A 13,385-nucleotide genomic window follows, 5' to 3' on the forward strand; every position below is an offset into this window, starting at 1 on the left:
CGCATGAAGCGAATTGCCGGACTTTCCGCACTTGCCTTGATTATCTCCAGCACCAGTGGCTGTGGGTGGATCTGGGGCCCGGAAGGTTACTTCCGCGATCGTGGTAGCGATTACCTGAACGCGCAACAGACTGCACCGATGCAACTGCCGCCGGACGTCCACGTCGCCAAGCGCCTGGACCCGCTGCTGCCGATTCCGCGTAACGTGGCCGACGACACAGCCAAGGGTGAATACGTGGTTCCTCGTCCGCAGCCGCTGTCGGCCATCGCCGATGCCAGCGACTACACCCTGCAGAAGAGTGGCGATTCACGTTGGGTCATGGCCCAGCATCCGCCGGCCGAAGTCTGGCCGGTGGCGATCCAGTTCTTCCAGGACAACGGTTTCCGCATTGATGAGCAGCGCCCGCAGACCGGCGAGTTCACCACCACCTGGCAACACGCCGATGAACTGTCCGCCGCCATGGGCAAGCGCCTGAGTGCTGCCGGTGTCGCCAGCGACAGCGAATCCCGCGTGCGGGTGCGCATCGAGCCGGGCGTGCAGCGCAATACCAGTGAAGTCTATGTGGTCAGCGCCGAGCGTCCTGCTGGCAGCACCGCCGACGTGGCGTTCACCAACCGTTCGGTCAATACCGGCCTTGACGCTGCGCTGGTGGACGACATGCTCGCCAGCATGAGCCGTTCGGCAGAGCAGGGTGGTTCGGTTTCGATGCTGGCTTCCCGGGATTTCGACACGCCGAGCCGTGTCAGCCTGACCGAAGACGGCAGCGGTAACCCGGTGCTCAACGTCGGCTCCGACCTGGACCGTGCGTGGTCGAGCGTTGGTCGTGCGCTGGAGCAGGGCGAATGGCGGGTTGAGGACATCAACCGCAGCCTGGGCCTGTACTACATCAACCTCGCCGAAAAAGCCGAGAAGAAAGACGAGAAGCCAGGCTTCTTCAGTGGTCTGTTCGGCAGCAAGCCGAACAAGGAAGAAATCGAGGCGCGCGCCGAGCGTTATCAGGTTCGCCTGAGCAAGGTGGGCGACAACGTTCAGGTGACCGTCGAGAAAAACATCAATACCGTGGCGCCGGCCGAAGTGGCCCGCAAGGTATTGGGCGTGATTCAGGACAACCTGGGCTGATCCGATGCGTTTTGCCGTTCTCGGCAGCGGTAGCCAGGGGAACGGCACGCTGGTAGCCAGTGCCGGTACGTACGTGCTGGTCGATTGTGGTTTCTCCCTGCGGGAAACCGAGAAGCGCCTGCTGCGCCTGGGTGTGCATCCGGCGCAACTGAGCGCGATACTCGTGACCCATGAACATGCCGACCATGTGCATGGCGTGGGTCTGCTTTCTCGGCGCTACAATCTGCCGGTGTACCTGAGCCGTGGAACCTTAGGCGGCCTGCGCAAGCCCATTGAGCCGGCGGGTTTCGTCGCCGGTGGCGAGCAACTGCGCATCGGTTGTCTGGATATCAACGTGGTCAGTGTGGCGCATGACGCCCGTGAGCCGACGCAGTATGTATTCAGCGACGGCGAGCGGCGTTTCGGCTTGTTGACCGACCTGGGATCGTATTGCGACAGGGTCATGGACAGCTATCGGGATCTCGATGCCTTGATGATCGAGTCCAACCACTGCCGCGATATGCTGGCACGCGGGTACTACCCGTACTTCCTCAAGCAGCGGGTCGGCGGGGAACACGGACATTTGAACAACCACCAGGCGGCGTACCTGGTGGCCGAGTTGGGCTGGCAAGGCCTGCAACACCTGGTCCTGGCCCATCTGAGCAGCAAGAACAACCTGCCGCAGCTGGCCCGGCAATGTTTTGTCGACACCCTCGGGTGCGACCCGGACTGGCTGCAACTGGCCGATCAAGATTCAGGGCTCGACTGGCGACATATCGCCTAGCCCATCTACTTAGCAAGCGGAGCCCATCATGGAAAAACGTGAAGAACTCTACCGCGGCAAAGCCAAGTCGGTTTACAAGACCGACGACGCTGACCGCTTGGTCCTGCTGTTTCGCAACGACACCTCGGCGTTCGACGGCAAGCGCATCGAACAGCTCGACCGCAAGGGCATGGTGAACAACAAGTTCAACGCCTTCATCATGCAGAAGCTCGAAGCCGCCGGCGTGCCGACCCAGTTCGACAAGTTGCTGGGCGACAACGAATGCCTGGTCAAGAAACTGGACATGATCCCGGTCGAGTGCGTCGTGCGTAACTACGCCGCCGGCAGCCTGGTCAAGCGCCTGGGTGTGGAAGAGGGCATGAAGCTCAATCCCTACACCTTCGAACTATTCCTGAAGGACGACGCCAAGGGCGACCCGTTCATCAACGAATCCCACGTCGTGGCCTTCGGTTGGGGCACTGCCGAGCAACTGGTTCGCATGAAAGAGTTGTCCCTCAAGGTCAACGACGTGCTGAGCAAACTGTTCGACGACGCCGGCCTGCTGCTGGTGGACTTCAAGCTCGAATTCGGCGTATTCAGCGACGGTTCCATCGTCCTGGGTGACGAATTCAGCCCGGACGGCTGCCGCCTCTGGGACAAGGCCACCAAGAAGAAAATGGACAAAGACCGCTTCCGCCAGGGCCTCGGTGACGTCATCGAAGCCTACGAAGAAGTCGCCCAGCGTCTGGGCGTGCCGCTGTAATCGACGCAAGCATCTGATAGCACGGAAAAAAATTCGCTCGGGGGTTCGCTTCCGACGAATGTGCTGGTATGATGCGCGCCACTGGAGAGATGCCGGAGTGGCCGAACGGGACGGATTCGAAATCCGTTGTACTGGCGACAGTACCTAGGGTTCAAATCCCTATCTCTCCGCCATTATTGAATACGACTAAGCCCCTGAAATGGTTGAACATTTCAGGGGCTTTTTCGTTTCTGACGTTTGATTTTCAGGCGGTGATTTCGCTACAACGCCACGACTCGGGACTAGCGCGGATCGACGCTATCCAACGCCCGATTCGCCAACAACTCGCTCAGCTCAATCACCTGCTGAATTCCCAGCGCCACATGCCGGCGTGACCCTTCAAGGTCGAATGCCAGGTCGTTGATCATGGCGTTGGCTGAGGCCAGGCTTTCGCTGAGGTTGGCAAGCAGGCTTTCGGTGTCGATGCCATCGACGACGGTGAAGAGCTGACCTGGTGCGGGATCGCTTTTGGTATCTGCATCTTTGCGTTTCAAATAGAAATCCAGCGCCCGGTCGGTGGCTTCCTGGACTTTTTTCGGATCGAGGCGGGTGGCGGTTGGGTCCGTTTCCGGGGGATTGGGTGTGGCCTTGAACATGGTGAATCTCCTGAACCTGATTGAGCCACCATGACTTGTCGCTAAGCAAGTAAGGGTGGCGGCTGCACGCAGGTTAGCGAACCGGGGGTACAGGAGCCCGGCAGATCCGAAGATCTCCCGCGCACAGCCACCATTACAACCATTGCAGACATAAATACCTGCAACGAGATCAGGAGTGCTGATGCGTCCATACCCTTCGGGTCGCTAAACCCGATCACTGATGATCAGTGACGGGAACCAAGCTACCGGTGCGGGCCAAGGCACACAAGCGGGCGGATTCTGGCTTAGTTGTAGGCAAAGGCGCAAGGTGACGTAGCCTCGCTCCATGGGCCAGGTGTTTCTGCGTATGTTTGGTTACGGCCTCACGTCAAGCAGGACAATTCGCCTGAAAACACGATTGGCCAACAGCCCAACATCAACTCCCCCGCTCTATCTGCTCCAATATCTGACTGTCGGTGATATTCATGTCGTCCAGCAGCAGAAACATCTTGCTCAGTACTTCGGCCATTTTCCGGTCGGTGTCGGCGAACGGCAGGTAGAACTCGGGGGAGCTGCCGCCAACAGGCACGATGCACAGGTAGTTGCCGGGTTCGATATGGATGGCTGCGCTGCCCAGATGAATGCGGTAGTTCGCACGCTGGCCGGTAATGTGCAGGAAATGTCCCTCACATTTGACGTTTTGCAGTCCCAACCCTTCAACCAGTTCGCCGACCAGTTCGGCGCGTCGCTGCAGGGTTTCGTGACTGGTGCTGTAGCCGTCCGCGGCGTGGGCCACGGAGACCAGCAGGTCGGCATCACGCATGACTTCTGAAAACAGCAGTGGCGGTACCTGTTCAAGCGACAGGGCTTTCTGGTCGCGGTGGAACGCTATCGTGTCAAAGGTGAAGTGTTCGGTTTCTGACAGGTAATGGCCGGTCTCCAGAAAGTTGAACGTGGCGTGAATGCCGTGCTCCTTGCTCTCGTAATAGATGTCTTCGACGCTTGAGGTCGACCAGTTGCGGACCTGCAGCAACCGGGCGGCTACTTTGCCTTTGAGGCGGTGGCCGGCAAATCGATTGGACCACAAGCGCGTCTCTCGCTCGGCAGGTGTCAGCAGGTACAGCTCGCGAAAGGCCTGTTTGAACGGCTGCACGCGACGATGGCTGACGACTTCTTTCTGCCAGGCCGACAGTTGTCCTGCCGTGAACAGATGATAAGGGTGAGCAATGCGCAGGTTCTGTTCAATGGCGTGTTGGCGGCCTTCAAGGTCGGTCACCGTCAGCGTTGTGCTGTCGAGCCAACCCAGCGCCGCGTCATCGGCCTGCACGATCAGTTGTTCCAGCAGCAGGCGAACCGCGGGCATGTTCAACAGGGTTTTCAGGACATCCAGGACCAGGGTTTCGCCGCTGCTCATCATCGTTTCCAGGGTGCGGCAGAAGCGTGCGATCTGCTCCTGGAGTTGGATCTGCTGGGCTTTGAGGGCGACGAAGTCTGCGCTTTTGCGAATCGCCGGCGGTGCGGTCTTGAGTGTCTTTTCGGCTTTGCAGACGCGCAAGGTGGGCGACAAGCCGTCGATCACCAGCGTGACGTCATAGCCGTCGATGGAGGCGGCCATTAGGGTGGATTCGGCGATCTCCGACTCCATGGCCCATTCCAGGCGAATCGCTGAGGGATAACCGGCAACACGCGCCAGGTTTTCCAGCCCCGCCTGAATCGCTGCGTGGGAGTTGGCCTGCCGTTGAGCGCCGTACTTGCGCACCTCCTTGTGCAGTTTCTTCAGCGTCAGATAGCGCTGGCGTACGTCGTCCGGATGTGTGACGGGGAATACCCCATAGATGCGCATCGCCGACTGTGCGTGGCGGGTCAGCTTCTTTTCCAGTGCAGGTCTATCGATGCCCTGATAGGCATCGAGCAGCACGCGCGTTTCAGGAAATGCCCAGTGCGAAGGGGCGAGTGCGGCGAGATATTCGCGCAAGTGCTGTGGGTCGGCCTCGGACAACGCTTTGTCCAGCAGGTAGCGGTCCACCACACCTACGGTTTCATCCAATGAATTGGGCAGGTCGCGGGCCCAGCCGGACTGAGGTGCGAGGGCGATGTTCAGGTATTCACGCTGGAAGGCTTGCAGATCATGCCAGCCGAGCGCATCGAGTATCACTCGGCTGGCTTGCCCGGCGTAGGGCAGGGCGGTCAGCAGGGTATTTCTGGAAAAACCGGTCAGCGACGCGAGCAGCTCTGCCGATTGGTCCTTGGGTAATTCCTGGAGTAAGAGGAAACGTTCGAGCACCGCGGCCGTATCGCCGAAGCTGTCATGAAAGGTGTCGGGGGTCATGCCCAGCCGTTCAATGACCGCCAGGGCCTGCAGCATCCAGCGGGTCTGATAGACCTCTACCGAACGGAAGGTGTCAGCCAGTTTTCCGGCGTTATCGGGTAATCCGGCCAGGGCGTCCTCGACATAACGAACGGTGAAGTTCGCCAGTTCAGGTGGCACGTCGGTCGGTTCTTCAATCAGGGGATCTTCGCTCTGAGGTTGCTCTGCCTCGAATCCTTCATCGTCAGGGGCTTCATCATCCGGTTCGTCTTCGTCGAGCGCTTCATCGGCGTACCGATCCAGCTCCAAGTCATCGCTCGCGAGCCCGGCGTCGTCTGTATAGAACATCATGGCGCGCCCCCAGGTGTTGGCCGCCCGGACGAAGCGAGGGTAATCGAGCCGACCAGCTTCCATCAGGGCCAAAGCAATGCGCTCGATGTCCTTGTACACGTAGGTGTACGCGTCAGCGATTTTCCGTTGTTCTTCATCAGGCGAGGAGGAGGGTTGCACACGGTTCCAGCTGCCGTCCAGCAACCATTCGGCGAACGTTTGCCAGGCCGGGGTGGGCGGATAGTTGCTCAGGCGGTTGATGCAGGCCGGTACATCGGGGAAGGCCCAGGCATGTTCCGGGCGTCTGCGGTAATAGGCAGGATCGTCGTCCTCAGTGGGCAGTGGATAGTCGCTGTCCTCGAACGCAAATTGCAGCATGTGCTGCAGTCGTACACAGATCTGCTCCAGTGCGTAGGCATCGGGGTGAGCCGTGATCCACGCATCGCAGAGGCGATATTGCAGGCCATAGCGCTGCTGGTCGCGGCGATCCTCCAGGTCTTCCCAGACGGTCGGGAACACAAAGCCGTCAGCCAATGCCCGGGTGCCGTCCTGTGGATCCTGCCTGACCCAGTCATCGGCAATGCGCAGGAAGTCGAAGTCATCCCAGAAATTGAGCTCGAATAGCTCATCGCGGCTGAATTCGGGATAGGTATCCAGCGCTCTGTCACAGAAGGCTCTCAGTGCAGCGAGGCGTGTGGCTTGGTCGGGCAGGGGACGGCGTGATTGCATGAGGGTTTCCGAAGAAATGAACGACGGGTCAGCCGCCAATCAGCGGCATCAGACGGATAAACGCAAGCGTGGAAGGGGGGCTTAAATCGATGGGGTCATTCAGGCTTTGCAGCATGACGCCATTGTGCAGAACGCGGAAGGCGCGGTTTTCAAAGCCCTTCAAGGCTTGCTCGATCTCGACGTCGACATCCAGTCTGGGAGATTCGCTGGCTTGCGGCATCACGATTGCACCTTCACTGGCTTGCCGGCGGATGTCCCGCTCGCTCAGGTACTGGCGATCAAGCACCTCGCGCATGGATGCCTGTTCCAGCCAGTGCTGGACCGACAGCGCGGCGATCTGTTCGGCAACGGTGAGGCGAATGAGCTCGGCGACCGTCAGGGTCGACGAGGTCGGTGTCAGGGTGACGGGGGGAAGCAATGGCTCCTGGCGTGCGCCTTTCAGGCAATAGCTATGAACCACCAACTCCATAACGTACTCCTTGCAAGCCAGGCCAGTCGGGCGGAAGGCAGCTTAGCAAGCTTGCGGTCAGTGTGCCTGATGCGCGTTACGGTTTTGCCAAACCGTACGCATCGTTCAGAAGGTTCTCCCGCGCACAGCCACCATTACGACCATCGCAGAGATGAATACCTGCAACGAGATCAGGAGTGCTGATGCATCCATACCATTCGGGTCGCTAAACCCGATCACTGATGAGCATTGATGGGAACCAAGCTACCGTTACGGACCAAGGCACACAAGCTGGCGGATTCTGGATTAGTTGCAGGCAAAGAAGCAAAGCGATCAACAGGTTGTTCTCCGGCTGATATGCGTTTGCGACCAAAGATGTTACGGTTGTGAGTAAATGTTAGCTTGAGATGATTTCATGACATTCAGGACATCCATTTTGTTGGCGTAGAATGTATCGATCTCCCACTGTGCCAAACGACCAGATTCTTGGTATTCAAAGAAGCGCCGTTCAAATCGTTGTGCATCTAGTTCTTTTCCAAGGCCAAACAAAATTTGTGCCATAGACGCCAGTACCCACTTCTGATCAGATCGCTCTGTAAAGTTGGGCGATAGGATAATATCGTTTAAGATGGACTCAAGCTCTTCTCGTGTCTTGCGAGCGCTTACCCGATAGTAGCTCTGTTCGATCGGATCTGTTTCCAGCTCAGATCGATAGTTTAGGCAGATGGCTTGGTTTTCACCTGTATAGTAATCGCGGCGAATGTCGAATCCGCGCCCATAATATTTGATGGAAAGCTCCAGCTCTGCGGGATCTTTGGTGATTTTCCAGAGGCGCTTGTGAATGGCTCCTGCTATTCCCAATGTTTCGGGATCGTTGGATGAGTCCGGAGAGAGTTCGTTGATGATTTTTAGTGCATTGACCAGCGATGCGATCTGTGAGGGAGCTTGACTCTTGTATGTGGAAAGAGCCAGTCGTTGAGTTATGTAGGGGTCGCCAGGTTTTATTTGTGAAGCGGCAAAAAAATTTGCGACGGCCGTATCAAACTGATCACTACGTAAAGCCTCTTCGGCACACTCGAAGATATTAGAGAAATGCTCTTCGCTATCTTCACTTTGCTGTATGAGCGCTTCGATTTGCTCTTCCGACATTTGAGGTTGGATCAAGCGAGGGATGAACGTGTATACCGGGCTATCAGGTCGTGAGTGGGTAAGCACTTCACCAATCAAATTAGTCAGATCCAGGATGGCGCGTCGAGCCTCGCTGGCACCAATATCTTCACCCAAATGATCATAAGAAAATGTATTGGTGTGGTTTAAGTCGAAATGTAGTTTGCCTTTGCTCTCTTTCATAATAATTGTAGAGAACGGCTTGAGTGCATGTCGCACACCCAGTTCATACAGTGCATTTGGATTGCCGGTTGAGATGTCGGCAATGACAAGATCAGCCCGCAGAAGCATTTCATACATTGGCAAGTCAATGTGTCCCGAATGCATGACCTCGTCAGCCCGGATACACCGTAAACCTGCGGAAATGACTGCAGGCTTGATGATTTCTCTATAGGTTGCATTCAGATCAAGGGTGCGTCCTGTTTCATAGTCAGTTTTTTTGCCAAACCCCATTACTACAAAACAGAGTTTGGCATCGGCCGGATACATTACATCGCCGTGACTCATGAAGAGGTACCTTCTCAGTTGGCTATGATCGTTCTATTTAGAGCGCGTATTTTCGAATGGCGGTTACGATGCTATCAGTGTTCCAACGCACCATTTCTTTGGCAGCGGTCTGCACAATCAAAGGGGTACGCTGCTGTCCCCACGGAACGACGCCAATAATGGGCTTTTGATACTTTGCGGCAATGGCAATCTCTGCGCTAATCCAGTCGCTGTGAGCGGCATGCATGCCAGCTAGGATTAGAACAACATTCGTGATACGAATTTGCTCATCCAAGGCAGCAGTCAGTTTTGCGGTGGTAATTGGTGAGGGTATCGGATCGGTACGGGGTACGGAGGAGTTGCGGAACAAAAAATTGGGAGTTGCCGCTAACATTTTTGTTAAACGTTCATATTCATCGTGGTAGTCCCAAGCATGGGAAATAAAGCCGACATAGGTTTTCAGCGCGGGCATGTGCTCTCCGGCGACGCTTGTGATTGAGTACGGATGAGAATGTAGCACAGTGCCACTGCTGTGCGAAGGTTTGGATCCAATAAATTTCGTATGAAATCAGGCCCTCCTGAGCGCGAAGGTATCCGAGAGTTGGGATGGCTAACCACCATAAATCTATTGCTTGGCGACGCTCAGTTTGCGTTTCAAGTGCATGCTAGCCCGGCAATGTAGGTGTCACTCCTTTGTGACAATTAGACTAATGGTCTATAGCTCAAGGCATACCTGCCGATAGGTACATCAAACCCCGTAAAAGGAGTAGTTCCCATGCTGCGGTTCTTTGCCGACCTGGGCTTTCGCTGGAAAATCACCCTGCCAATCGCTTTCCTGGCGTTGCTGTTGGTGTTGATGGGCTGGTCGGGTGTGCGTGGAATCGATCAGGTGACTGACTCCAGTACGGAGCTGACCAAGCGCTATCTGCCGGCCATCAGTTTGCTGCTCAATGCCGACCGCGATCTCTACCAGGCGTTCGTGGCCGAGCGCAGCCTGCTGGTCGGTAATGCGGGCGATCATGTGCAGGCGTTGCGCACCAGTCACGCCGAGAATCTGAAGCAAGCCTATGATCGCGTGCACAAGTACGCGGCCATGCAGCCGGGGACCGAGGCGCTGGCGTTGGTCAAACAGTTCGATGACAGTTTTGCCCAGTGGGCGCAGCTTTCGCGGCAAGTGGTCGAGCAGGCCACGACCAATCCGCAGGCGGCCAGTGCCCTGAGCTTCGGCGACGGCGAAAAGCGGTTCGACACCATGCGCGATGCCATCGACAAGCTGGGTGAGCTGGAAGACCAGGCGTCGCTTCGCGAGGGGCAGGCGGCGATCGACCATGGCGAAGCTGTCGGACGGCAACAGGGCGGTATTCTGTTGATCGGTCTGCTCGGCTGCGCTCTGGTTGTTTTTGCCTTGCCGCTGGTGGTGCTGCATCCGATGCGTCGATTGCTCCACCGCGTCGAGCAGATTGCCGAGGGCGGCGGTGATTTGAAGGGCCGCCTCGAGGTGCGTTCGGCTGATGAGCTGGGGCAGCTTGGCAGTGCTTTCAACCGTTTCCTCGACAAACTCCAGCCGCTGATTGCCGAGGTGGGCCGGGTGACCGGGGAGGTCGATGCCGCGGCCCGCACCATGGCCAGTATGGCTGCGACCAATGATCAACTGATCAGCAGCGAACATGCGGCGCTGGATCAGGTCAGTACCGCCGCCACCCAGATGAGCGCGGCCGTGCATGAGGTGGCGCACAGTGCCGTGAATGCCTCCGACGCCGCCAAACAAGCCAGCAGCCAGTCCCGTGACGGCGCCGAAGTGGTCAGCAGCACCATCGACTCGATCCGCCAACTGGCCCAGGAAGTGGAAAGCGCCTCGGGTACCATCGGAGCGTTGGCCCAGGAAACCTCCAGCATCGGTGCCGTGCTCGAGGTGATTCGAGGCATCGCCGAGCAGACCAACCTGCTGGCGCTGAACGCCGCCATCGAGGCCGCGCGGGCCGGCGAACAGGGTCGCGGGTTTGCCGTGGTGGCCGACGAAGTCAGGGCCCTGGCGGCACGTACCCAGGACTCGACCAAGGACATCCAGGTGCGCATCGAACGGCTGCAGAGCGGGGTGGCAAAGGCGGTGCAGGCCATGCAGGTCGGCAGCGACAAGGCCCGCGACAGCGTCGAGCGCGCCGCGGGCGTCGATCAGGTCCTCAGCGGCACCAGTGGCTCGATACAGCGGATCAACGACATGGCCGCGCAGATCGCCAACGCTTGTGAAGAGCAGAGCAGCGTCACCGAGGAGATTGCCCGCAACATCTCCGACATCCGCGACCTGTCCAACGAAGCGGCAGAGAATTCCGCCCAGAGCATGCAGGCCAGCCGGCAGTTGTCCAATCTGTCGAAGAGCCTGGCGGAACTCACCGGCCGCTTCCGCACCTGAGTCGGGCACGGCCGTGTCCCGCAAGTCCCAGGCGGCGCTCACCCGCGACCGCCTGCGGGCCTTGCATCAGGAAGCCGGGTTCGACTGACTGCCCGGCGCCTCAACCCCCAGGCGTTTTCCAACCATCTGCAACAGGTGTTCCGCCACATTGCTCACCCCCTTGTTCTGGGCGACAACCTGGGCACCTTCGAGCAGGAACGTCAGCTCGCGGGCGACGTTCTGGGCATCGGGCAGCTTCGCCTCCTGGCACAGGCTGACCAGTCGCTGGAACTGACGTTGCTTATGCGCCTCGATCAGCTGCCGCGCCGGATGTTGCGGGTCGGCCAGTTCGGCCAGGCAATTGGTGAAGGAGCAGCCGCGATAGCCCGCCCGAGCCAGGTCTTGCGCAATGAACCGGGTAAACCCCAGTAACTGTTGAATTGGCTGGCCTGGCCATTGCGCCGCGAGGTCGTCGAGCACCCTGCTGTACTGGGCGGTGAGCAAGCGCAGCCATTGCAGCACCAGCACATCCTTGGTTTCGAAATGCCGATACAAGGTCATCTTGGTCGAGCCGGCGAGGGCGGCGATGGCATCCACGGTCACCCGGGTAATGCCCTGTTCAACGAACAGGGCATGGGCAGCATCAATGATGCGTTCACACGGTGGTAACTGCGCGATGCGTTCAGGGTGAATGAGCTTCAAAGGGTTCTCCGAGGGATTGAGATTTCTGCTTGACATGAATACTACATGGTATTGCATGATACTAAACAGTATCGTCCGATACTTTGTGGTATCTGTGTGGGTAGGAGGTCATATGAATCGCTTTGAATACGCCGAACAGGATGCTGTTGGTCTGGCGCAGTTGATCAGGGATCGCCAGGTCAGCCAGGAGCAAGTGCGCAGCGCCGCGTTAGCGGCCATCGATGCCGTCAATCCCAGCATCAACGCGGTCATCGAGGTCTGGAAGAATGAGCCGGAACCGCTGTCCGGGCCTTTCCTGGGCGTGCCATTGCTGGTCAAGGACCTGGGGTTGACCGTGCGCAATCGTCGTAATGAATTGGGCAGCCGTCTGGCCACAGGTTGCGTTGCCAGCGCGGATTCCGAACTGATGCTGCGGCTGCGTCGGGCAGGCCTGTTGCCCTTGGGGCGCACCACCACGCCGGAACTTGCCGCCAGCACCACCACCGAGAACCGGGTGGATGGGCCGACTCGTAATCCTTGGAATCTGGCTCGCAGTGCAGGTGGTTCAAGTGGCGGCTCGGCGGCTGCGGTAGCGGCCGGAGCGGTTCCCGTCGCCCATGCTACCGATGCCGGCGGCTCTATTCGCGTGCCCGCCGCGTCCAATGGGCTGTTCGGCCTCAAGCCCAGCCGTGGACGCCTGCCCATGGGGCCTGATGTAGACGAAGTGTGGTCCGGGCTGGCGGTGCACGGCGTGTTGAGCCGCACGGTGCGGGACACCGCCGCCTTGCTGGACTGTTTGCACGGGCCCGCCGCGGGCGATCCGTTCCATGTAGCACCTCCTGCCGAACGCTATGCGTCCTTACTTGACCGCGACCCCGGCCCCTTGCGCATTGCCGTGCAACATCAGGCCTTGAACGGCCGGTTGAACGCACCCGCAGTGGATGAAGCCCTCGACCGGGTGTGCAAGGTTCTTGAAACCCTTGGGCATCGGGTCACCCTCGTATCAACGGACATCGGACTGAGCTGGGAAGCATTCGTCGAACTCAATGCCTGCTTCTGGTCGAGCAATACCGCCGCCTGGATCGACGCCATCGCGAGCGCGACCGGACGCCCCATCGATGCCAGCACCCTGGAGCCGGCCACCCTTGCCTTGTACCGCATGGGCCAAGGGCTGAGCGCAATGCAGTTGTTGGGCGCGATGCACAATCGCAACCTGGTGACCCGGCGCATGGGGCAGGTCCTCACCGATTACGACGTGTTAGTCACTCCCACACTGCCGGACGTCGCCCCGTTGATCGGGGAGTACAACGCCGGCCAGGAGCTGCTCAACGGCCGCGAGTGGATGGCCCGGGTATTCAACTACTCGCCGTTCACCGCCGTGTACAACGTCAGCGGTTGTCCCGCCATGTCCGTGCCCCTGGCCCATGATACGCAGAGCGGCCTGCCCATCGGGCTGCAGTTTGGAGCGGGTTACGGTCGTGAAGACCTGCTGCTGCAACTGGCGGCACAGCTGGAGCGTGAGATGCCCTGGCGAGACCGGCGGCCAAAAGTGTGGGCTGGCGACCAGGATGCTCAAGCCCCAGCGGAGCACGCATCAGAAGGCTGATCC

The 13,385-nt window shown here is 58.7% G+C and carries 11 protein-coding genes, 1 tRNA gene and 1 pseudogene; 7 read left to right on the forward strand and 6 right to left on the reverse strand.

Translation table 11 applies throughout. The features are described from left to right. Window positions 1-3: 3 nt before the first annotated feature. From bamC to LOY67_RS06995, 4 genes are all read left to right on the forward strand, one after another. On the forward strand, window positions 4-1,119 hold the full coding sequence (gene bamC / locus LOY67_RS06980) for an outer membrane protein assembly factor BamC (protein ID WP_265066528.1): 1,116 nt from the start codon (window positions 4-6) through the stop codon (window positions 1,117-1,119). Between the two features lie 4 nt (window positions 1,120-1,123). Then, a complete protein-coding gene (locus tag LOY67_RS06985; protein WP_265066529.1) occupies window positions 1,124-1,882 on the forward strand; it encodes an MBL fold metallo-hydrolase in 759 nt (252 codons plus the stop codon). Window positions 1,883-1,910: 28 nt separating this feature from the next. Continuing rightward, entirely contained in the window at window positions 1,911-2,624 is a 714-nt protein-coding gene (purC, locus tag LOY67_RS06990; RefSeq protein ID WP_265066530.1) for a phosphoribosylaminoimidazolesuccinocarboxamide synthase, read from the forward strand. An 83-nt stretch (window positions 2,625-2,707) separates the two neighbouring features. Next, window positions 2,708-2,797 (forward strand) — tRNA-Ser (locus LOY67_RS06995). 108 nt (window positions 2,798-2,905) lie between these two features. Here LOY67_RS06995 and LOY67_RS07000 read toward each other — a convergent pair. From LOY67_RS07000 to LOY67_RS07020, 5 genes are all read right to left on the reverse strand, one after another. After that, window positions 2,906-3,259 (reverse strand): DUF6124 family protein, encoded by a 354-nt coding sequence (locus LOY67_RS07000; protein ID WP_265066531.1) that lies wholly within the window; start codon window positions 3,257-3,259, stop codon window positions 2,906-2,908. A 415-nt stretch (window positions 3,260-3,674) separates the two neighbouring features. After that, window positions 3,675-6,605 (reverse strand): DUF4132 domain-containing protein, encoded by a 2,931-nt coding sequence (locus LOY67_RS07005; protein WP_265066532.1) that lies wholly within the window; start codon window positions 6,603-6,605, stop codon window positions 3,675-3,677. Between the two features lie 28 nt (window positions 6,606-6,633). Further along, window positions 6,634-7,074 carry a hypothetical protein gene (locus tag LOY67_RS07010; RefSeq protein WP_265066533.1) on the reverse strand — a complete coding sequence of 147 codons (441 nt, stop codon included), beginning with the start codon at window positions 7,072-7,074 and terminating at the stop codon, window positions 6,634-6,636. A 357-nt stretch (window positions 7,075-7,431) separates the two neighbouring features. Next, a complete protein-coding gene (locus LOY67_RS07015) occupies window positions 7,432-8,727 on the reverse strand; it encodes a tetratricopeptide repeat-containing protein (RefSeq protein ID WP_265066534.1) in 1,296 nt (431 codons plus the stop codon). Between the two features lie 37 nt (window positions 8,728-8,764). Beyond that, a complete protein-coding gene (locus tag LOY67_RS07020; protein ID WP_265066535.1) occupies window positions 8,765-9,178 on the reverse strand; it encodes a TIR domain-containing protein in 414 nt (137 codons plus the stop codon). Window positions 9,179-9,481: 303 nt separating this feature from the next. On the opposite strand from LOY67_RS07020, the pseudogene LOY67_RS28415 reads away from it, so the two are divergent. Together LOY67_RS28415 and LOY67_RS28420 are read left to right on the forward strand one after the other, a co-directional pair. After that, window positions 9,482-10,258, forward strand: a pseudogene (locus LOY67_RS28415) (MCP four helix bundle domain-containing protein); the annotation flags it as partial. 78 nt (window positions 10,259-10,336) lie between these two features. Continuing rightward, window positions 10,337-11,116, forward strand: coding sequence for a methyl-accepting chemotaxis protein (locus LOY67_RS28420; protein ID WP_413776202.1), 780 nt, complete (start codon window positions 10,337-10,339; stop codon window positions 11,114-11,116). Window positions 11,117-11,182: 66 nt separating this feature from the next. On the opposite strand, the gene LOY67_RS07030 is transcribed toward LOY67_RS28420, so the two are convergent. Continuing rightward, window positions 11,183-11,797, reverse strand: a complete 615-nt coding sequence (locus LOY67_RS07030; RefSeq protein ID WP_413776165.1) for a TetR/AcrR family transcriptional regulator — start codon at window positions 11,795-11,797, stop codon at window positions 11,183-11,185. A 112-nt stretch (window positions 11,798-11,909) separates the two neighbouring features. Here LOY67_RS07030 and LOY67_RS07035 point away from each other — a divergent pair, with 112 nt between their 5' ends. Then, window positions 11,910-13,382 carry an amidase gene (locus LOY67_RS07035; protein WP_265066537.1) on the forward strand — a complete coding sequence of 491 codons (1,473 nt, stop codon included), beginning with the start codon at window positions 11,910-11,912 and terminating at the stop codon, window positions 13,380-13,382. Window positions 13,383-13,385: the final 3 nt, after the last annotated feature.

The organism is Pseudomonas sp. B21-056 (assembly GCF_026016325.1).
Lineage (GTDB): Bacteria > Pseudomonadota > Gammaproteobacteria > Pseudomonadales > Pseudomonadaceae > Aquipseudomonas.

Bases quoted from the DNA above. Each gene is read 5' to 3' on its own strand.
- LOY67_RS07000 (WP_265066531.1), bottom strand. From the start codon at position 3,259: ATGTTCAAGGCCACACCCAATCCCCCGGAAACGGACCCAACCGCCACC.
- LOY67_RS07015 (WP_265066534.1), bottom strand. From the start codon at position 8,727: ATGAGTCACGGCGATGTAATGTATCCGGCCGATGCCAAACTCTGTTTT.
- bamC (WP_265066528.1), top strand. From the start codon at position 4: ATGAAGCGAATTGCCGGACTTTCCGCACTTGCCTTGATTATCTCCAGC.
- LOY67_RS28420 (WP_413776202.1), top strand. From the start codon at position 10,337: ATGGCTGCGACCAATGATCAACTGATCAGCAGCGAACATGCGGCGCTG.
- LOY67_RS07010 (WP_265066533.1), bottom strand. From the start codon at position 7,074: ATGGAGTTGGTGGTTCATAGCTATTGCCTGAAAGGCGCACGCCAGGAG.
- LOY67_RS07005 (WP_265066532.1), bottom strand. From the start codon at position 6,605: ATGCAATCACGCCGTCCCCTGCCCGACCAAGCCACACGCCTCGCTGCA.
- LOY67_RS07035 (WP_265066537.1), top strand. From the start codon at position 11,910: ATGAATCGCTTTGAATACGCCGAACAGGATGCTGTTGGTCTGGCGCAG.
- LOY67_RS07020 (WP_265066535.1), bottom strand. From the start codon at position 9,178: ATGCCCGCGCTGAAAACCTATGTCGGCTTTATTTCCCATGCTTGGGAC.
- purC (WP_265066530.1), top strand. From the start codon at position 1,911: ATGGAAAAACGTGAAGAACTCTACCGCGGCAAAGCCAAGTCGGTTTAC.
- LOY67_RS06985 (WP_265066529.1), top strand. From the start codon at position 1,124: ATGCGTTTTGCCGTTCTCGGCAGCGGTAGCCAGGGGAACGGCACGCTG.